General features: G+C 55.6%; 18 protein-coding genes and 1 pseudogene. 15 read left to right on the forward strand and 4 right to left on the reverse strand.

Going from position 1 to position 18,526, the window contains the following annotated elements:
• Positions 1 to 11: 11 nt before the first annotated feature.
• Positions 12 to 2,150 (forward strand): polyribonucleotide nucleotidyltransferase, encoded by a 2,139-nt coding sequence (pnp, locus tag LVJ85_RS08385; RefSeq protein ID WP_244738782.1) that lies wholly within the window; start codon positions 12 to 14, stop codon positions 2,148 to 2,150.
• 102 nt (positions 2,151 to 2,252) lie between these two features.
• On the forward strand, positions 2,253 to 3,158 hold the full coding sequence (hemF, locus tag LVJ85_RS08390) for an oxygen-dependent coproporphyrinogen oxidase (protein WP_244738784.1): 906 nt from the start codon (positions 2,253 to 2,255) through the stop codon (positions 3,156 to 3,158).
• 73 nt (positions 3,159 to 3,231) lie between these two features.
• On the opposite strand, the gene LVJ85_RS08395 is transcribed toward hemF, so the two are convergent.
• Positions 3,232 to 4,107 (reverse strand): DMT family transporter, encoded by an 876-nt coding sequence (locus tag LVJ85_RS08395; protein WP_244738785.1) that lies wholly within the window; start codon positions 4,105 to 4,107, stop codon positions 3,232 to 3,234.
• Between the two features lie 336 nt (positions 4,108 to 4,443).
• On the opposite strand from LVJ85_RS08395, the gene LVJ85_RS08400 reads away from it, so the two are divergent.
• The 11 genes from LVJ85_RS08400 to thiD all read left to right on the forward strand — a co-directional run bounded on the left by LVJ85_RS08400 (position 4,444) and on the right by thiD (position 14,134).
• Entirely contained in the window at positions 4,444 to 5,805 is a 1,362-nt protein-coding gene (locus tag LVJ85_RS08400) for a murein hydrolase activator EnvC (RefSeq protein WP_244738787.1), read from the forward strand.
• 416 nt (positions 5,806 to 6,221) lie between these two features.
• Positions 6,222 to 7,685, forward strand: coding sequence for a S41 family peptidase (locus LVJ85_RS08405; protein WP_244738789.1), 1,464 nt, complete (start codon positions 6,222 to 6,224; stop codon positions 7,683 to 7,685).
• A 49-nt stretch (positions 7,686 to 7,734) separates the two neighbouring features.
• The gene (locus LVJ85_RS08410; RefSeq protein WP_244738791.1) at positions 7,735 to 7,911 is read left to right on the forward strand and encodes a hypothetical protein; all 177 of its coding nucleotides are present in this window, start codon (positions 7,735 to 7,737) and stop codon (positions 7,909 to 7,911) included.
• 36 nt (positions 7,912 to 7,947) lie between these two features.
• Positions 7,948 to 8,493 (forward strand): DUF2062 domain-containing protein, encoded by a 546-nt coding sequence (locus tag LVJ85_RS08415; RefSeq protein ID WP_115133180.1) that lies wholly within the window; start codon positions 7,948 to 7,950, stop codon positions 8,491 to 8,493.
• A complete protein-coding gene (locus tag LVJ85_RS08420) occupies positions 8,483 to 9,082 on the forward strand; it encodes a type IV secretion protein Rhs (RefSeq protein ID WP_244738792.1) in 600 nt (199 codons plus the stop codon). The genes LVJ85_RS08415 and LVJ85_RS08420 overlap by 11 nt, the downstream gene beginning before the upstream one ends.
• Positions 9,083 to 9,241: 159 nt before the next feature.
• Positions 9,242 to 10,306 (forward strand): magnesium/cobalt transporter CorA, encoded by a 1,065-nt coding sequence (corA, locus tag LVJ85_RS08425; RefSeq protein WP_244738796.1) that lies wholly within the window; start codon positions 9,242 to 9,244, stop codon positions 10,304 to 10,306.
• 106 nt (positions 10,307 to 10,412) lie between these two features.
• Positions 10,413 to 10,904 (forward strand): acyl-CoA thioesterase, encoded by a 492-nt coding sequence (locus tag LVJ85_RS08430; protein ID WP_244738803.1) that lies wholly within the window; start codon positions 10,413 to 10,415, stop codon positions 10,902 to 10,904.
• 99 nt (positions 10,905 to 11,003) lie between these two features.
• The gene (locus tag LVJ85_RS08435) at positions 11,004 to 11,795 is read left to right on the forward strand and encodes a polyamine aminopropyltransferase (RefSeq protein WP_115133177.1); all 792 of its coding nucleotides are present in this window, start codon (positions 11,004 to 11,006) and stop codon (positions 11,793 to 11,795) included.
• Positions 11,796 to 11,864: 69 nt separating this feature from the next.
• The gene (locus LVJ85_RS08440; RefSeq protein WP_115133176.1) at positions 11,865 to 12,197 is read left to right on the forward strand and encodes a ferredoxin; all 333 of its coding nucleotides are present in this window, start codon (positions 11,865 to 11,867) and stop codon (positions 12,195 to 12,197) included.
• A gap of 75 nt (positions 12,198 to 12,272) precedes the next feature.
• A complete protein-coding gene (locus LVJ85_RS08445; RefSeq protein ID WP_085363062.1) occupies positions 12,273 to 12,911 on the forward strand; it encodes an alpha/beta hydrolase in 639 nt (212 codons plus the stop codon).
• A gap of 401 nt (positions 12,912 to 13,312) precedes the next feature.
• Entirely contained in the window at positions 13,313 to 14,134 is an 822-nt protein-coding gene (thiD, locus tag LVJ85_RS08450; protein WP_244738806.1) for a bifunctional hydroxymethylpyrimidine kinase/phosphomethylpyrimidine kinase, read from the forward strand.
• A gap of 45 nt (positions 14,135 to 14,179) precedes the next feature.
• Here thiD and LVJ85_RS08455 read toward each other — a convergent pair.
• Positions 14,180 to 14,328, reverse strand: a pseudogene (locus tag LVJ85_RS08455) (signal peptidase); the annotation flags it as partial.
• Positions 14,329 to 14,495: 167 nt separating this feature from the next.
• On the opposite strand from LVJ85_RS08455, the gene ispF reads away from it, so the two are divergent.
• Positions 14,496 to 14,975 carry a 2-C-methyl-D-erythritol 2,4-cyclodiphosphate synthase gene (ispF, locus tag LVJ85_RS08460; RefSeq protein ID WP_244738813.1) on the forward strand — a complete coding sequence of 160 codons (480 nt, stop codon included), beginning with the start codon at positions 14,496 to 14,498 and terminating at the stop codon, positions 14,973 to 14,975.
• A 75-nt stretch (positions 14,976 to 15,050) separates the two neighbouring features.
• Positions 15,051 to 15,716 carry a ribose-5-phosphate isomerase RpiA gene (rpiA, locus tag LVJ85_RS08465; RefSeq protein ID WP_115133173.1) on the forward strand — a complete coding sequence of 222 codons (666 nt, stop codon included), beginning with the start codon at positions 15,051 to 15,053 and terminating at the stop codon, positions 15,714 to 15,716.
• A 477-nt stretch (positions 15,717 to 16,193) separates the two neighbouring features.
• Here the strand turns inward: rpiA and LVJ85_RS08470 are convergent, their stop codons facing one another.
• Both LVJ85_RS08470 and LVJ85_RS08475 read right to left on the reverse strand, forming a co-directional pair.
• Positions 16,194 to 17,108, reverse strand: a complete 915-nt coding sequence (locus LVJ85_RS08470) for a c-type cytochrome (protein WP_244738814.1) — start codon at positions 17,106 to 17,108, stop codon at positions 16,194 to 16,196.
• Positions 17,101 to 18,453: a cytochrome c gene (locus LVJ85_RS08475; RefSeq protein WP_244738815.1), complete on the reverse strand. Its 1,353-nt coding sequence runs from the start codon at positions 18,451 to 18,453 to the stop codon at positions 17,101 to 17,103. Before LVJ85_RS08475 ends, LVJ85_RS08470 begins: the two co-directional genes overlap by 8 nt.
• Positions 18,454 to 18,526 lie beyond the last annotated feature (73 nt).

The following is an 18,526-nucleotide window of genomic DNA, read 5'->3' on the forward strand; positions in this document are numbered from 1 at the left end:
AAAGGAACGAAATGTTCAACAAACACGTTAAATCTTTCCAATACGGCGAGCACACCGTTACCCTCGAAACCGGCGAAATCGCCCGCCAAGCCGCGGCAGCCGTGAAAGTTTCTATGGGCGACACCGTGGTTTTGGTAGCCGTTACCGCCAATAAAGACGTTAAAGAAGGCCAAGACTTTTTCCCGCTGACGGTTGACTATCTCGAGCGCACTTACGCTGCGGGTAAAATCCCCGGCGGTTTCTTCAAACGCGAAGGCAAGCAAAGCGAAAAAGAAATCCTGACCAGCCGCTTGATCGACCGCCCCATCCGCCCGCTGTTCCCCGAAGGTTTCTACCACGACATCCAAATCGTAGCGATGGTGGTTTCCGTTGACCCCGAAATCGACTCCGACATCCCCGCCATGATCGGCGCTTCTGCCGCGCTGGTGTTAAGCGGCGTGCCTTTTGCCGGCCCGATCGGTGCTGCGCGCGTGGGTTATGTGAACAATGTTTATGTGCTGAACCCGACCAAAGCGCAACTGGCGAAATCACAAATGGATTTGGTGGTTGCCGGTACGCAAAAAGCCGTATTGATGGTGGAATCCGAAGCGCAAGAGCTGCCCGAGCACGTAATGTTGGGCGCGGTGGTTTACGGCCACGAGCAAATGCAGGCCGTGATTAACGCCATCAACGAATTTGCCGACGAAGTCAACCCCGAAGTATGGGATTGGAAGCCTGCCGAAACCGACAGCGCATTGGTGGAAAAAATCCGCGCAATCGCCGGAGAGACCATCGGCGAAGCGTTCAAAATCCGTCAAAAACAAGCCCGTTCCGCCAAGCTCGACGAAGCATGGAATGCGGTTAAAGATGCGTTGATTACCGAAGAAACCGACACGCTTACCGCCAACCAAATCAAAGGCATTTTCAAACAACTGGAAGCCGACGTTGTGCGCGGCCAGATTTTGGACGGCCAACCGCGTATCGACGGCCGCGACACCCGCACCGTGCGCCCGATCAACATCCAAACCGGCGTATTGCCGCGCACCCACGGTTCCGCCCTGTTTACCCGCGGCGAAACCCAAGCTTTGGCAGTGGCCACTTTGGGCACTCAGCGCGACGAGCAAATCATTGATGCCTTGAGCGGTGAATACACCGACCGCTTCATGCTGCACTACAACTTCCCGCCATACTCTACCGGTGAAGTGGGCCGTATGGGTGCGCCGAAACGCCGCGAAATCGGCCACGGCCGTTTGGCCAAACGCGCGCTGGTTGCCGTGTTGCCCTCGCCTGAAGAATTCAGCTACACCATGCGCGTGGTTTCCGAAATTACCGAGTCTAACGGTTCTTCTTCTATGGCTTCCGTGTGCGGCGGCTGTTTGAGCCTGCTGTCTGCCGGTGTGCCGCTGAAAGCGCACGTTGCCGGTATCGCCATGGGCTTGATTTTGGAAAACAACAAATTCGCTGTGTTGACCGACATTCTGGGCGACGAAGACCACTTGGGCGATATGGACTTCAAAGTGGCCGGTACTACCGAAGGCGTTACCGCGCTGCAAATGGACATTAAAATTCAAGGCATTACCAAAGAAATCATGCAGATTGCTTTGGAGCAGGCCAAAGAGGCGCGTCTGCACATTTTGGCGCAAATGAAAGAAGCCGTTGAAGGCCCGCAAGAGCTGTCTCAACACGCTCCGCGCCTGTTCACCATCAAAATCCATCCCGACAAGATCCGTGATGTGATCGGTAAAGGCGGCGAAACCATCCGCGGCATTACCGCACAAACCGGCACCGAAATCAATATCGCCGACGACGGCACGGTAACCATTGCCGCCACCACTCAAGAAGCGGGCGATGCGGCGAAAAAACGCATCGAAGAAATCACCGCCGAAGTGGAAGTGGGCAAAGTGTACGACGGTACCGTATTGAAACTGTTGGACAACAACGTCGGCGCCATCGTTTCCGTGATTCCGGGTAAAGACGGTTTGGTACACATCAGCCAAATCGCCCACGAGCGCGTGAAAAACGTGAGCGACTACCTGCAAGTCGGTCAAAACGTGAAAGTGAAAGCGCTGGAAGTGGACGACCGCGGCCGCGTGCGCCTGTCGATGAAAGCCTTGATCGAAGCGCCCGAACGCGAGCCGCGCCAAGAGCAACAGGCTGACGGCGAGTCGTAATCCGGTTTGTACAAGAGGCCGTCTGAAAATTTCAGACGGCCTTATTCCGTTTATGACCGATGCCGTCTGAAAAAATGGTAAACGGAAAAATAAGGAAAAATCATGTATACAGAATCCGTATTGGCAGTATTGAAAACGCTGCAAAACCACATCTGCGCCGCCTTGGAAGCCGAAGACGGGGAAGCCCGTTTTGTTGCCGACCAATGGCAGAGCAAACTGGGCATCGGCGAGAGCCGCGTCTTGAAAAACGGTGCCGTGTTCGAGCAGGCGGGAGTCAATTTTTCGCATGTGAAAGGCAATGCCATGCCCGCATCCGCCACCGCACACCGCCCCGAACTGGCCGGCGCGAGGTTTGAAGCGATGGGCGTATCGTTGGTTATCCATCCGAAAAACCCTTATGTGCCCACCAGCCATGCCAATGTGCGATTTTTTATTGCCTATCCCGAAGGCAAAGAGCCGGTATGGTGGTTCGGCGGCGGTTTCGATTTAACGCCGTTTTATCCGTTTGAAGAAGACATTCTGCACTGGCACCAAACCGCCGCCTCCGTGTGCGCGCCTTTCGGTGCCGATGTTTATCCGCAATACAAACAATGGTGCGACGAGTATTTCTACCTCAAACACCGCGGCGAAACGCGCGGCGTGGGCGGGCTGTTTTTCGATGATTTGAACCGTTGGTATTTCGACATCTGCTTGAATTTCATCCGTGCCGTCGGCGAAGGTTATGTCGAAGCCTACCGCCCCATCGTCGCCCGCAGAAAAGCCGCGGCATACGGCGAGCGCGAACGCCAATTCCAGCTATACCGCCGCGGCCGTTATGTGGAATTTAATTTGGTGTGGGACAGAGGCACACTGTTCGGACTGCAAAGCGGCGGGCGCACCGAAAGCATTTTGATGTCGATGCCGCCGCTGGTGCGGTTCGAATACGCTTACGAACCCAAAGCAGGCACGCCCGAAGCGCGCTTGAAAGAATTTCTGAAACCGCGCGATTGGTTGGAAGAATTGGCTTAAAGCGAGTTCATATAACTAGAGAGGCCGTCTGAAAAAGATTTCAGACGGCCTCAATAATATTTGCCTCAAACCACTATATGCCCAACCAACCCGACACCACCGGCCAATAAAACAAACAGCCTATCGCGCACACCGCCACCACGATACCGGCCGCATTAATGGTGCTGATTTTCTCTTTAAACGCCAACGCGCCCACCAGTGTGCCCAGCACAATCACACCGATGTTCATACCCGCAAACACCAGCGTAGGGTTGCTGCTCATCACCTGATGCGCCCGCACATAAGTAAAAATGTTGGCAAAATTCAAACAGCCCAACACCAAGCCGCCCAGCACGCCTGCCGCCGTCCATTTGGTTGATTTGGAAAACAGATAAGCAAACATCAACACCGCCGCCAAACAAAATGCAATCAACAAGTTGCCCGAAAAAGCCGTGCCGCTTTTCGCCACCTGTTTAAACAGAATATCAATCACGCCATAGCCCGCCCACACGCCGAGCAGCAACAGCGCACCGGCAGCGAAGCCCGCCGATTTCTTACCGCCGTCCGACTTCCACAACAGGCAAAACAAAGCCGTAAACGCCAGCGCCAAACCGATCAAGCGGCCTTGCGTCAACTGCTCGCCAAACAGCGTAAACGACGCCACCACCGGCAAAAACAGCGACAGCCGCTGCGCCGCGTCCGACTTCACGATCCCCGTTTTCTCCACCGCCCTGCCCATAATAATGAACACCACCGGCAGCAGCACACCCAAAGCCGCAAACAGCCACCACGTCGGCAGATAAGCCTTCCAAGCATACAGATCAGGCTTGAGGAAATACATACACAAAGCAATGGCCGCAATATAGTTCACCGCCACCGCCTGCTCGATATCGATTTTTTTAGAACGCGCCATCTTCAACAAAACCGACACCGACACGCTGCACAGAATACTGATAATCAAATAAATCATAAGGAATACATCAACCCATCAAAAAGCCGGAACCGCCCGCCGCCGCTTGTAAAACCTATCGCAGCCGAACGCGTTTTCCGGCAGGTTCAAACCAACCGTCAGCCGCGGATTATACCTGCCGCCGCCCAAAAATGTCTTGCCGCAACAGCCCCAATCAAAGCCAAACCCAGCCGCTCTTGCCTGCCGTCGCACCCGAAAACCCAAGCAGCAGCGCATGTTTCTATCAAGCGGCAACTCAGGCCGTCTGAAAAGCCAACCGCCAAAGCAAGCACATTTTCAGACGGCCTGCCAATCCGCTATAATTGCAGCTTTCATAAACCGTATCCCCCATACGCCATGCCTTTCAAACCGCTGCTGCTTACCGCCGCCCTATTTTGCTTTTCCGCCGCCGCTCACGCCGAGCCTGAATCCCCTCCGGCCACAACAGCCGAGGCCGCGGGCGATTTAAAAGAAATCAAACAGGCCATCCATGCCGCACAGGCCGACTTAAAGCAAAAACAGACCGCCCGCAACAATGCCCGCGCCACCCTCGAGCGCACCCGCGCCGCCCTTGCCAAAGCCCAGCAAGAGCTTGCCGCCGTCAACAAACAGCAAAACGACGCATGGCAAAAACTGCAAAAGCTGCAAAACGAATTAGGCCGTCTGAAAACCGAAGTAACCGGCACCAAAGCCCAGCTCGCCCGCCTGCTGTCCGGCCAATACAAAAACCGCCAGCCCAATGCCGTGGTGCTGTTTCTGAAAAACGCCGAGCCGGGCCAAAAAGCGCGCTACCTCCAATACAGCCGCTACATCAACGAAGCCAACCAAAAAGTGATTCAAGATTTAGTGCGCCAGCAAAACGAGCTTAAAAAACAAGAAGCCGCCATCGACGCCGAGCTGGCCCGCCTAAACAAAATCAAAGCCCGAAAACAGGCCGCCATGAACAAACTCGGCCGCGCCAACACCGCCGCACAACGCGAAAGCCGCCAACTTTCCGCCCAAATCGACAACCAAAACAAACGCATAGCCAACCTGCGCCAAAACGAACAGCAGCTCAACCGCCTCATCGCCGACATCGCCCGCCGCAATGCCGAAAAACGCAGACAAGAAGCCGCCGCCCGTAAAAAGGCCGCCGAAGAGCGTTTGGCTGCTGCCGAAAAAGCACGCAAAGAAAAAACCAAACCTGCCAAAGCGCACAACAAAACCGACAGCAAAACCAGCAAGCGCGACACCAAACCCACCCAAACCGCACGCGCACCGCAAACACCCCGTTCCACCCTCACCGCCGAAGACCGTGCCTTGAAAGCTCCGGCACACAATGCCGAACCTTCCGGCGGCTTCAGCCGTATGCACGGCCGTCTGAACCGCCCGGTGAACGGCAGCATCAGCGGACGCTTCGGCCAACCCCGTCCCGGCGGCGGCACATGGAAAGGCGTATTCTTCGCCACCGGCGGTGCGGCAGTACAAAGCATCGCCCCCGGCATCGTCGCCCATGCCGGCCCGCTTGAAGGGTACGGCAATATGGTGGTGATCGACCACGGCAACGGCTATGTCAGCGTGTATTCCGGCTTGAGCGGCATCTCCGTTTCCGGCGGCAGCAGCGTCAGCGCAGGGCGAACCGTCGGCACCAGCGGCAGCCTGCCTTCCGGCGAACAAGGCCTGTATTTTGAGATCCGTCGCAACGGCCAGCAAATGAACCCCTTGTCGTGGATACGCTGACAAACCGGCTTTTACCCGCACAAACCTGTTTCAGACGGCCTCAACCCAAAGCCTTCATCACAGGCACAAAGGCCGTCTGAAAAATGAAAAAGCATACTGCGAAACATACACGACAAGAAACTTTAAAGGCACGACACGGCCGTCATACTCATGTTTGACCCGAGTATCCGGCGTTCCGACAACCTCAAGAAACAACCCGATCAAACCGGAGCAAGACGAAACCGTGACAAAAACCGTTTATCCGCGCTATCTCCCTGTTTCAAAATAGCACTTAAATCTTGTTTAACCTACCTGAATTAGTATTTTTTTACGCGGATAAGGTTGCCCGACGCCGATAAATCACATAAAGTTTCGCCATTATCCAAACAGGCCGTCTGAAAGCCTGTTTTGTCTAAGAAGAAAGAGAAAGCACAAAGATGTCTAATTCCACTTTGAAAAAAGTCGCACTCTATACACTCGGCGCCTTCAGCGGCGTCATTCTCAGCCTGAGCGTGCAAAGCTACGCGGCGGGCGAAAAAAACAATGAAGCGCTGCCCGTACAATCCATCCGCACCATGGCGGAAGTTTACGGCCAAATCAAAGCCAACTATTACCAAGACAAATCCGACGAAGACCTCATCGAAGGCGCCATGAAAGGCATGGTTGCCGGCCTCGACCCGCACTCCGAATACATGACCAAAAAAGACTACGCCGACCTGAAAGAATCCACCACCGGCGAATTCGGCGGCTTGGGCATGGAAGTGGGCGCGGAAGACGGCTTCGTGAAAGTCATCTCCCCGATTGAAGACACCCCGGCCGAACGCGCGGGCGTGAAAAGCGGCGATTTCATCGTTAAAATCAACGGCGTATCTACCCGCGGCATGACCGTCAACGAAGCCGTGAAAAAAATGCGCGGCAAACCCGGCACCGACATCGTGCTGACCCTGTCGCGCAAAGATGCCGCCAAACCGATTACCGTGAAAATCACCCGCGCCATCATTAAAGTGAAAAGCGTGCGCCACCACCTGCTCGAACCCGGCTACGGCTATATCCGTATCAGCCAGTTCCAAGAGCGCACCGTGCCCGCACTGAACGAATCCGCACAAGCCTTAGTGAAACAAAACAAAGGCGCGCTGAAAGGCTTGGTGCTTGACCTGCGCGACGACCCCGGCGGCTTATTGAACGGTGCCGTGGGTGTATCCGCCGCCTTCCTGCCTGCCGACTCCACCGTGGTCAGCACCAAAGGCCGCGACGGCAAAGGCGGCATGAGCCTGAAAGCCACGCCTGAAGACTACATGCTCTCTTCCGGCCGCGACCCGCTCTCCGGCCTGCCAGCCGAGCTGAAAACCATCCCCGTAACCGTGCTGATCAACTCAGGCTCTGCATCGGCTTCCGAGATTGTGGCCGGTGCGCTGCAAGACCACCGCCGCGCAGTTGTCGTCGGCACCCAAAGCTTCGGTAAAGGTTCGGTGCAATCGGTATTGCCGCTTTCCAACGGCAGCGCCATCAAGCTGACCACTTCTTTGTACTACACACCCAAAGACCGCTCGATTCAGGCACAAGGCATCGTGCCGGACGTGGAAGTGAAAGACAAAGACCGCCTGTTTGAAAGCCGCGAAGCCGACCTCATCGGCCACATCGGCAACCCGCTCGGCGGCAAAGAAGTGAACGGCAACGATTATGTGCCGTCTGAAAGCCTGCAAGAAACGCCCGGCGCCAAAGGTAAAAAAGAGAAAACGAAAGACGAAGACCTTTCTTCGCGCCGCATTCCCAACCCCGCCAAAGACGACCAGTTGAGAAAAGCTTTGGAATTGGTGAAATCACCCGACCAATGGCAAAAATCGCTGGGCTTGGCTGCCAAAAAACCGGCACCTAAAAAAGACAACGGCGAAAGCAAATAATCCGTGATTGAAACCATCAGGCCGTCTGAAAATCTTTTCAGACGGCCTGATGATTATCCGCGCCAAGGATATAAACGCGAAAATCCGTCATACCCGCGGCGTGACCCAAGCACAACGAGCCGTAATAAAAAATCCGTTTATTTGCTATAAATTAAGTAAAACCGGCCTCGTTATTCCTGCCGACACCAGCCGCGCTCTTGGAATATCCTTTTCCGCCTTCATCTGAAGTAATATAACGCTACTTTTCCAATATATTGCCGACATGACCGAAGAACCCCGCCGCACGTCCTACCGCCAGAAACTTCCCAAACGCGAGCAGATTTTCGCTTCACGCTGGAGCAAACCTTTTGCCCCGCTGTTCGACAAGCCTTATTTCTGGACGCTCAACCGCCGCCAAGCCGCCGTATCGGTGGCCGTGGGGATGTTTTGCGGTTTGATGCCCGGCCCCACGCAGATGATGAGCGCGCTGATTGTGGCTTATTTTTTGCGCACCAATCTGCCTGTGGCTGTGTTTTCCACCCTATATACCAACCCGCTGACCTACATGCCGCTTTACTACACCGCCTATAAAATCGGCTCGCTGATTTTAGGCACCAACGGCGGCGACCTGACGTTCCCCTCGTGGAGCAGCGGCCACTTTTTCTCAGAAACCCTCAGCTGGCTGGCCGGTGCAGGCAAACCGCTGCTGGTGGGCGTGCCCGTTTTAGGCACGACGCTTGCCGTAATCGGCTACTTCGCCGTGCTGGGCTTTTGGCGTCTGCGCACAGCGCGGCTTTGGCAAAAACGGAAGGAGCGCCGTGAACAATAGCAACCGCTCCCGTCTGCTTACCGACAAAGAAATCGACATGGCGCGTTTGGTGTTTTCAGACGGCATCGACTACACCCGCGTTAAAGTGTGCCGCGGCATCCCCATGATGCCCGCCCTCAAAGTGGCGATGGTGCCCAACGGCAATATTTATTTCCCGCCCGACGATTGCCCGTGCGATTTCACCGCTTCAAAAGAGTATTACCAAGTTTGGCTGATGCACGAAATCACCCATGTTTGGCAATACCAAATGGGCTACCGCACTTGGCTGGGTGGCATGATGCTGTCGGTCAAGGGCGGTTACATCAACCGCAAAAGCTATGCTTACCCGCCGCCCGCCGAAATTAAATCGTTCTCCGGGCTAAACATGGAACAGCAGGCCGATTTTGTCGCCCACTATTATGCTGCGCGCTATTTGAAATGGCCGGCCTACCTGCCCAATCTGCCGCATTACGAAAGAGTGTTGGCACCGCTGCTGCGCAACCCCCGCCAAGCCTCGTTGCTGCCCGCTTATTCCAACAACCTGCCGTGGTTCGGCTGGACAAAAGACCTTTCCGAAGCCGTGAAAAAGAAATTTGCCAAACACCCTTAAGCATTCCAAGCACCTGTTTAGCGCGACACGGCTACCGTTCGGCAGTTCATAGCCGCACTCAATCACAAATAGGTATAAAATAGCGCATCCGCCCCTCAATGGCGCAACCGTTTTTCAGACGGCCTCAACCATGATGCCGTCTGAAACGCTTTAACCACCATGAATCAGAACGACACAGACACTTTCCCCATCCACACCGACATCGCCGCCCCGCGCAGCAGCACCTCAGGCGTACCGAAACACGCCCTGCATCAAACCGTTTATTCTGCCGACAGCTTTTTCCAGCAAGACTACCTGTTGCAGGAAGGCGTGCCTAACTTACACCGCCCCCAAGAACACGAAACCAACTGGCTGCATTTCGTCGGCATCAACGACGGCGCCCTGCTGAAAACCCTGCTCGCCCCCTACGGCATACACGATTTGGTGCTGGAAGACATCCTCAGCCGCCGCCAACGCCCGAAAATCGAAGACTATGGCCATTATGTATTCATCGCCGGCCGCGTGTACCAATACACATCGGGCAGGCTGCAATCCGACCAAGTGTATCTGATTGTCGGCGAGCATTTCGTATTTACCTTCCAGCAAAAACCGCTCGGCCTGCTCAGCAGCATCCGCAGCCACATGGACAGCGAACACAGCGACCTGCGCAGCAAAAACGCCGCCTTCCTCGCCTACCGCATCATCGACCGCTTGGTGGACGACTATTTCATCACCCTCGAGCAATACGACCGCCGCGTCGAAAACATCGACAAAACCCTCTTCAACACCGACAACAGCAACAGCGACCTGCTCGGGCGCATCCACAAACTCAAACGCGACGCCACCCGCCTGCGCCGCACCCTGCAAGCCCTGCGCGACGTACTCTACCGCCTCACCCACAGCGACTTTCCCATTTTTCAAGGCGAACCGGTAATCTACCTGCGCGACGTGTACGACCACACCATGCAGCTTACCGAATCGCTCGACGCCTCACGCGACACCGTATCGAGCATGATGGACGTGCATTTATCGTTCCAATCCAACCGCCTCAACCAGCAGATGCGCATGCTCACCGTAATTACCATCCTCTTCATGCCGCTCACCGTCATCACCGGCATTTACGGCATGAACTTTGAAAACATGCCCGAGTTGCGCTGGCATTACGGCTACTACATGGTGCTCGGCCTGATGGCCTGCGTCATCATCGGCCTGCTCGTTTTCTTCTCGCGCAAAAAATGGCTGTAACCCTTTTCAGACGGCCTCAAACCCAACAGGCCGTCTGAAAACCAGCTTTAAAAAGCTCCGCTAAAACATCGTTCCAAAACAAACACATCAAAAAGGACACCTAACCATGAGTTCAAACCATTCCGTAGAAATCCAACACGAACTGCAAATGTCGGTATTAATGATGCCCGACATGGCCAACTTCAGCGGCAACGTGCACGGCGGCGACCTGCTCAAACTGCTCGACCAAGTTGCCTACGCCTGCGCCAGCCGTTACAGCGGCCACTACTGCGTAACCCTTTCCGTAGATAAAGTGACCTTCAAAGAGCCGATTCACGTCGGCGAACTCGTTACCTTTTACGCCAGCGTCAACCACGTCGGCCGCACCTCGATGGAAGTCGGCATCCGCGTCGAAGCCCAAAACATCCGCGAACGCACCGTGCGCCACACCAACAGCTGCTTCTTCACCATGGTTGCCGTCGAAAACGGCCGCCCCGTCGCCGTACCTCCGCTCGAATTGAAAACCGAAGAACAACGCTGCCGTTTCGAAGCCGCCGAGCAACGCAAAAAACTGCGCCTGCAGGCCGACAACGTCAGCAGCTGCAGCTCGTGCGGCTAAGCACCTGCCGCATAAAACAAACTCAGGCCGTCTGAAACGTTCAGACGGCCTCAAACTGTATTAAAATAGACCCCTTTTCCAACCCACCATAAGCTGCTCATGGCACACCACCCCTACCGCCGCCTGCGCGCCCAACAAACCGCGCTGCCCGAAGTCGGCATTTCCGAATCCGGCAACATCCGCTCGCTGCACTTAGGCAGCAGCACCGTGCAAAGCTCCATGAACCTCGACCATCCCGCCGAGCTGGTGCTTTCATACAGCCGCGCCATGATGGGCTGGCTGCTGTTTGCCGAGCAGCCCCCCGCGCACATCACCCAAATCGGCTTGGGCGGCGGCTCGTTTGCCCGCTGGATAGACGCCTATCTGCCCGAAACCCGCCAAACCGCCATCGACATCAACCCCCAAGTTATCAACGTCGCCCGCAGCCTGTTCGAACTGCCCTTTGAAGACGAGCGCTTCGAAATCATCGAAGCCGACGGCGCCGAATACATCAAAACCCTGCGCGGCAGCACCGACGTTATCCTCACCGACGGATTCGACGGCCACCAAATCATCGACGCCTTGGTCGAAGAACCCTTCTTCCAAGACTGCCGCCAAGCCCTCTCGCCCAACGGCATTTTCGTCACCAACTGGTGGAGCGGCGACAGACGCTACCAACGCTTTGTCGAACGCCTGCTCAACGTCTTCGAAGGCCGCGTACTCGAGCTGCCCGCCGAAAGCCACGGCAACGTCGCCGTGATGGCCTTCCAAAGCAGCCCCAAAGAACAACGCCTCGACAACCTGAAAAAACGCGCCGACAAACTCAGCAAGCAATACGATCTCGATTTCAAACGCATGCTGTCCGAGCTGAAAGCCGGCAACACCAACAACGGCAAACACTTTTACCTCTAAACCGCCGCAGGCCGTCTGAAAGCAACTTTAAAGAACTTCGCTAAAACGCCCGCCGCAGAAAGTACCATTATGACTTACTTCAACCGCCACCTCTTCATCTGCACCAACGCCCGCCACGACACCTGCAAACAAAGCTGCAACGACAACGGCGAAGGCACCGCAGCCGTCGATTTTCTCAAAGGCAACGCCAAAAAAATGGGCTTGATCGGCCCCGGCAAACTGCGCATCAGCAGCACCAGCTGCCTCGGCCGTTGCGAATCCGGCCCCGCCATGGTCATCTATCCCGAAGGCCGCTGGTACACCTACGTTGATGAAGAAGACTTACAAGACATCCTCCGGCAAGACCTCGCCGGCGGAGAAGCCGTAGAACGCCTGCTGATTGATCCGCCCGAGTCTGCATAAACCCCAAATACCGACAGGCCGTCTGAAACTTTCAGACGGCCTCATCCCCAACCGCATACCCATCTAAGAAACATTATGCTGAAAATCGCCAACCAACACCTCATTCAAGGCCCCGCCGGCCAACTCGAAACCATCTACCTGCCCCCGCAAAGCACCGCGCGCGGCGTGGCCGTGATCAACCACCCCAATCCCCTGCAAGGCGGCACCAACACCAACAAAGTGATTCAGACGGCCGCCAAAGCCCTCAACAAACTCGGCTTCCACTGCTACCTGCCCAACCTGCGCGGCGTCGGCGGCAGCGACGGCGAACACGATTACGGGCGCGGCGAAACCGAAGACTGCATCGCCGTTATCGACTACGCCCGCGCCCAACACCCCGAAGCCAAGCAGTTCGTACTCAGCGGCTTCTCGTTCGGCGGCTACGTTTCCCTCTTTGCCGCCCAACAACGCCAACCCGACCTATTGCTGCTGCTCGCGCCCGCCGTCAAACATTACACGCGCACGCCCGAACCCAACGCCCCCGACGTCGCCAAAACCCTGCTGATACACGGCGAGCAAGACGAAGTGGTCGAGTTAAACAAAGCCCTGCGCTGGGCCGCCCCGCAAGACCTGCCCGTGGTCGTGCTGCCCGAATCCTCGCACTTTTTCCACGGCAAACTGATTCCCCTGCGCGACACCATCCTGCGCCTCGCCCCGTCCCTGCTCGATCACTAAACCGTCCAGCACCAACCCGCGCCGCTGCCCCTTACTTACAGGCAGCGGCGTTTAAATCATCATGAAAGATAAAGTATCACACGGAACTATCTAGGCAAAATATTATCCATCCCATCAAAGCCTGTATTTCCGCAACGCAAACGCCCGCATGCACACCGTCGCTTTTCCAGCTTTAACACCGAAAACACTTACATAACAATCCGATATACCGATTGCAAACAAACCGTCCGTTTTTGCGCATATACAGTCATCGTAAAAAAATACCAAACAGCATTTTCTATGTCCTGCACCGCGGCGATACCTCTATAATGCAGCCCGCCTAAAAATAGGCAGATTTCACCGCCCCAAACACCAACGTGAACCATAATCACGCGCAGCATCAATAGAAATGAGGATACTTCATGGCCAGCAAACCCCTTGTCCGCGCATTAACCATCGCAGGATCAGATTCCGGCGGCGGAGCCGGCATTCAGGCTGATTTAAAAACCTTCGGCGCACTCGGCGCTTACGGCACCAGCATCATCACCGCCGTTACCGCCCAAAACACACGCGGCGTACAAAGCGTTCACGTTATTCCGCCCGAAATCATCACCGCCCAATGCGAGTCGGTTTTTTCCGACATCCGCATCGACGCCGTCAAAATCGGAATGCTGCCCGATGTCGAATCCATCAAAGCCGTTGCCGCCGCCTTAAGAAAATACAGCGGCGCATTCGTGGTGTTCGACCCCGTTTGGGTCGCCACCTCCGGCGATTCCCTCTCTCAAGAAGACACCGTAGAAGCCCTATGCAGCGAGCTTTTACCGCTGGCCGACGTGATTACCCCCAACCTTGAAGAACTCGCCAAACTTACCGGCAACAGTCTGGCCAAAGACGAGAAGGAAATGCTCGCGCAAGGCAAACAACTGATGGAAAAAGGCGCAGCAGCCGCCCTCTTGAAAGGCGGCCATTGGGAAAACAGCAAAGAAGCACGCGATTGGCTGCTCACCGAAGAATACGACCCGCAATGCTTCCGCAACAGCCGCATCGACACTCCGAACACCCACGGCACCGGCTGCACCCTCGCCGCCGCCATCGCCGCCCTCCGCCCCCAACGCTCCAGCTTGGGCACAGCCGTTGCCGCCGCCAAAAATTATCTGCACGGCGCCATCGAAGCCGGCGCAGGCTGGCGCGTCGGCAAAGGTGCGGGGCCGCTGGCGCATTTCTGGCGGCAGTACCGCGATTAAAGCCGCGTCTGCTCTGCTAAGCCTCAATCCTTTTTTATATGAAACAGGCCGAGACCTTTGCAAAAGCCAAGATGTGGATGCAGTTCAAGGCGTAGCAGCACAGCGAGTGCAGACATATCATATACAAGGCTAAACGAGCGAGCAGCGCACAACGCAGAAATGCGCCGCAGATGGGTTTTTTGCAAAGGTCTCAGGCCGTCTGAAAGCTTTCAGACGGCCTGAGTCTTTTTGTGTACAATACCGCCGTCAATCCAACCGCAGTACGGCTTACGCGCAATGCGTTACGGTTTTAACACACCGTTTTAAAAGCACTTTTCAAAGGCCGTCTGAAACCGTGCTGCTTCACATTGAAGGAAGATTTATGAACATCCGCGTAGGACAAGGCTACGATGTCCACCAACTGGTTGAAAGCCGACCGCTGATTTTGGGCGGCGTTACCATTCCCTTCCACAAAGGCCTGCTCGGCCATTCCGACGCCGACGCGCTGCTGCACGCCCTCACCGACGCGCTGCTGGGCGCAGCCGGATTGGGCGACATCGGCAGCCATTTCCCCGACACCGCCGCCGAATTCAAAGATGCCGACAGCCGCGTGCTGCTGCGTGAAGCATACCGCAGCGTACAAACCGCAGGCTGGCGCGTGGTCAACGTAGATACCACCATCATCGCGCAGCAACCCAAACTCGCCCCGCACATCCCCGCCATGCGCGCCAACATCGCCGCTGATTTGGGTTTGCCCGAACAAGCCGTCAACATCAAAGGCAAAACCAACGAAAAGCTCGGCTATCTCGGCAGGCAGGAAGGCATCGAAGCGCAGGCCGCCGTGCTGTTACAGGCCGTCTGAATACTGCATATCCGGCAGAAAGCTGTTACCATAAGCTCATTTGCAACCCGTTTTTTATACATGGAGAGAGAAAACATGGCATCACAAGATGAATTGAAACGCATTGCGGCAGAAAAAGCGGTAGAGTTTGTACCCGAAAACGAATACATCGGCATCGGCACCGGCTCTACCGTCAATATGTTTATCGAAGCTCTCGGCAACAGCGGCAAAAAAATCAAAGGCGCGGTTTCTACCTCTAAAGCCACTTCCGAACTGTTGGCGCGCTACGAAATCCCCGAAGTACAGATGAACGAAGTTTCACATCTGGCCGTTTACATCGACGGCGCCGACGAAGTAAACCACTCGCTGCAAATGATCAAAGGCGGCGGCGGCGCGCATCTGAACGAAAAAATCGTTGCCAGCATTGCCGACAAATTCGTGTGCATCGCCGACGAAAGCAAATACGTTTCGCGCTTGGGCAAATTCCCGCTGCCCGTAGAAGTGATTCCGATGGCGCGCTCCATGGTTTCCCGCAAACTGGTGGCTTTGGGCGGCAACCCCGAACTGCGCATGGGCTTCATCACGTTTAACGGCCACCAAATCGTTGACGTACACGGCCTGAACATCACTCTGCCCGTTTCTTTGGAAGACGAAATCAACAAAATCCCCGGCGTGGTGGAAAACGGCTTGTTCGGCCACAACGCCGCCGATGTTTTGGTACTCGGCACCCAAGACGGCGTGAAAGTGATTACGCCAAACTAATCTTTGCTGCCGATTCGGCTTTATCGTCTAAAGGCAAAAGGCCGTCTGAAAATATTTTTCAGACGGCCTTTAATTTATTTAAACACGTTTCTTTAACAGTCAAAGCGCGGGCAATACCCCAATGCCCCCATCTCATTTCAGACGGCCTGCATTCCACGATATTGATGGCGCATCAATTTACAAAACATTGTACGTCATGCTCGGGCTTGACCCGAGTATCCCCCCAACTTACTGGAGGAAACCGAGATACTCGGGTCAAGCCCGAGTATGACGAACCCTTGCTTATCGTTCAGAAGATATTTTGCGAAACCCGCACCGCTTGAATGCCGTTCGGAAAATGTTTCAAAACCCGCGTAAAGAGTTTTCAGACGGCCTCAATCCTCTTAACACCGGCCTTCCCAAAACATAACCGCCACACCCGAAACTTCTCCGGGTATGGCGGCGTGTTTGCCAAACGGGTTGTTCAACACTATCTCATCAATACCGTGCGTCTTTCGGTTTGTCGCCGTTCGGCCAGTCTTTAACCTTGCCGGCAAAGTCCGGGCGCGGTTGGTGGGTGAAATATTCGGCGATGTCCACGGCTTCTTGGTCGGTCAAGACTTTGCCTTCGCCCCACATGCCGTGCATTTGTGCGCCCATGGGCATGGCGGCTTTGATGAAGGCGGCGGCTTTGTAGGTGCGCGCCATGCCTGCGCCGATATTGAAGGATTCGTCGCCCCACAGCGGCGGGAAGGCATAGACGCCGGTGCCGTCTTTTTTACCTTCACCGTTGCTGCCGTGGCATGCGGCGCAATGTTGGGCATACAGGTTTTTGCCGCGTTCGGGATTGGGCACGAGGTTGGTGTCTATCTTCACGGCGTTCACGATATCCACTTGCCGGCCTTTGGGTACGCCTTGTCCGACCCATTTGATATAGGCCACCATCGCCTGCATGGCTTCGCTGTCTTTGGGCAGCGGTTTGCCGTTCATGGAGCGTTGGAAGCAGCCGTTGATGCGGCCGACCAAGTCGATTTCTTTACCCGGGCGGGGCATCACGCGGGGATAGCGGTTGTAGGTGTTGATGTAGGGGTTGCCGCCCGGCACTTTGCCTTGTGCGATGTGGCAGCTGCTGCAGTTCATTTTGCTGCCGACATGCTCGGGGAGCAGGCGCGGGGTTTCGTTCATCAAGCGTTGGCCGTAGCGGATTTGCTCGGCATTCGGCTCTTTTTCGATGTCGCTGTCGGCCGGTACGGTGTATTGGCCGACTACTTTTTTCTGGTCGCCCTTGCCGGTCACAATCGGATAGGTGTAGGGATGCTCGGCTGTTTTTTCAGACGGCCTCTCGTTGCAGCCTGCCAATCCGAGAAGAGCGGCACCGACTGTCATGCCCAATAAAGCGAATGTTTTATTCATGATGGTCTCCCGATGCAGTTTGAGGCACGATGTTGGGTGCTTTGGTGTTGACAAAACGGCGGATTTCGGCAACGTCGCGCGCTTTGATTTCCGGTGCTTGGTTGTGCCAGCTGTTGCGGACGAAGTTCACGACTTCGGCAATGTCTTCGTCGCTCAAGTGCCTGAATCCGGGCATGCTGAAGGTCATGACGTCGTGCTTGGTATGCGGCGTGCGCCCGCCTTCAAGCGTAACTTGAATCACGGATTGGGCGTTGTTGGCGTAAACCGCGCTGTTTTTATTCAACGCCGGGAAAATGCGCGCCATGCCGTTGCCGTCGGCACGGTGGCAGGCGATGCAGTGTTCGGCATACAGCATGGCACCGCGGCTGTCGTATTTGCCGCTTTTCAGCATGGCTGTGGTCGTATCTTCACGTTTGGGCAGTCCTTGTGCTTTGTCGGGCGATGCGGACAGGGTTTTCAAATAAGCCGACATGGCTTTCAGGTCTTCGTCCGTCCAATATTGCGTGCTGTGCTCGACCACTTCGGCCATGGCGCCGAATGCGGCGGCGGTGTCGTTGCGGCCGCTGGCAAAGAAATCCTGCAATTCGGCTTCGCTCCATGTGCCCAAGCCGCGTTCTTCGCCGCGCAGGCTTTTCGCGCGCCAGCCGTCAATCACGGCGCCGCTGAGGAAATAGTGTTTATCGTCGCTCAAAGCTTTTTCCTGATAAGCCACGCCGCGGGGCGTATGGCAGGCGCCGCAGTGTCCGGGGCCTTCGACCAGATATTTGCCGCGGTTGATGCGGGCGTCGAAACGGCGGTCGGCTTCAAACTGCCGCTGCGGTGCAAACATCGCTTGCCAGTAAGCGAGAGGCCAGCGCCAATTCAATACGGGCGGCAGGGTGCTGTCGGCATTTTTTTGGGATACCGGCTCCACGCCGTTCATAAAATAAGCATACATCGCGCGCATATCGTCGTCGGGCATAATCGCATAAGACGGATAAGGCATGGCAGGATACAGCGGAGTGCCGTCTGAACGGATGCCGTGTTGCACGGCGTTTTTGAACTGGGCGTAAGTATAATTGCCGATGCCGCTTTCTTTATCCGGCGTGATATTGGTGCTGTACACCGCGCCTAAAGGCGTTTGCATCGCCAAACCGCCCGCATAGGGTTTGCCTTTGGGTGCGGTGTGGCAGGCAAAGCAGTCCGACAAACGGGCAACGTATTCGCCGCGTTTGATCGTCTCCGAACTTGCCTCAACCGCCGCCGCGTTTTGCGGGCTGCGGCTGTGGGTTATCCATTTGGCTCCGCCGTATGCCGCGCCGAACAATATCGCCACAACCAGAGCCGCTTTGGTAAACATTTTCATATGTGCTCCTTTTTTCCACCCTTCGGCATCGTTATATTTACAGTTTAATGAATCTGTGCTTTGATGCTTCAAA

This window comes from Neisseria sp. Dent CA1/247 (assembly GCF_022870825.1).
Lineage (GTDB): Bacteria > Pseudomonadota > Gammaproteobacteria > Burkholderiales > Neisseriaceae > Neisseria > Neisseria zoodegmatis.

Excerpts from the sequence above, each read along its gene's own strand:
- pnp (WP_244738782.1), top strand. The coding sequence starts at position 12 with ATGTTCAACAAACACGTTAAATCTTTCCAATACGGCGAGCACACCGTT.
- hemF (WP_244738784.1), top strand. The coding sequence starts at position 2,253 with ATGTATACAGAATCCGTATTGGCAGTATTGAAAACGCTGCAAAACCAC.
- LVJ85_RS08395 (WP_244738785.1), bottom strand. The coding sequence starts at position 4,107 with ATGATTTATTTGATTATCAGTATTCTGTGCAGCGTGTCGGTGTCGGTT.
- LVJ85_RS08400 (WP_244738787.1), top strand. The coding sequence starts at position 4,444 with ATGCCTTTCAAACCGCTGCTGCTTACCGCCGCCCTATTTTGCTTTTCC.
- LVJ85_RS08405 (WP_244738789.1), top strand. The coding sequence starts at position 6,222 with ATGTCTAATTCCACTTTGAAAAAAGTCGCACTCTATACACTCGGCGCC.
- LVJ85_RS08410 (WP_244738791.1), top strand. The coding sequence starts at position 7,735 with ATGATTATCCGCGCCAAGGATATAAACGCGAAAATCCGTCATACCCGC.
- LVJ85_RS08415 (WP_115133180.1), top strand. The coding sequence starts at position 7,948 with ATGACCGAAGAACCCCGCCGCACGTCCTACCGCCAGAAACTTCCCAAA.
- corA (WP_244738796.1), top strand. The coding sequence starts at position 9,242 with ATGAATCAGAACGACACAGACACTTTCCCCATCCACACCGACATCGCC.
- LVJ85_RS08430 (WP_244738803.1), top strand. The coding sequence starts at position 10,413 with ATGAGTTCAAACCATTCCGTAGAAATCCAACACGAACTGCAAATGTCG.
- LVJ85_RS08435 (WP_115133177.1), top strand. The coding sequence starts at position 11,004 with ATGGCACACCACCCCTACCGCCGCCTGCGCGCCCAACAAACCGCGCTG.
- LVJ85_RS08440 (WP_115133176.1), top strand. The coding sequence starts at position 11,865 with ATGACTTACTTCAACCGCCACCTCTTCATCTGCACCAACGCCCGCCAC.
- LVJ85_RS08445 (WP_085363062.1), top strand. The coding sequence starts at position 12,273 with ATGCTGAAAATCGCCAACCAACACCTCATTCAAGGCCCCGCCGGCCAA.
- thiD (WP_244738806.1), top strand. The coding sequence starts at position 13,313 with ATGGCCAGCAAACCCCTTGTCCGCGCATTAACCATCGCAGGATCAGAT.
- ispF (WP_244738813.1), top strand. The coding sequence starts at position 14,496 with ATGAACATCCGCGTAGGACAAGGCTACGATGTCCACCAACTGGTTGAA.
- rpiA (WP_115133173.1), top strand. The coding sequence starts at position 15,051 with ATGGCATCACAAGATGAATTGAAACGCATTGCGGCAGAAAAAGCGGTA.
- LVJ85_RS08470 (WP_244738814.1), bottom strand. The coding sequence starts at position 17,108 with ATGAATAAAACATTCGCTTTATTGGGCATGACAGTCGGTGCCGCTCTT.
- LVJ85_RS08475 (WP_244738815.1), bottom strand. The coding sequence starts at position 18,453 with ATGAAAATGTTTACCAAAGCGGCTCTGGTTGTGGCGATATTGTTCGGC.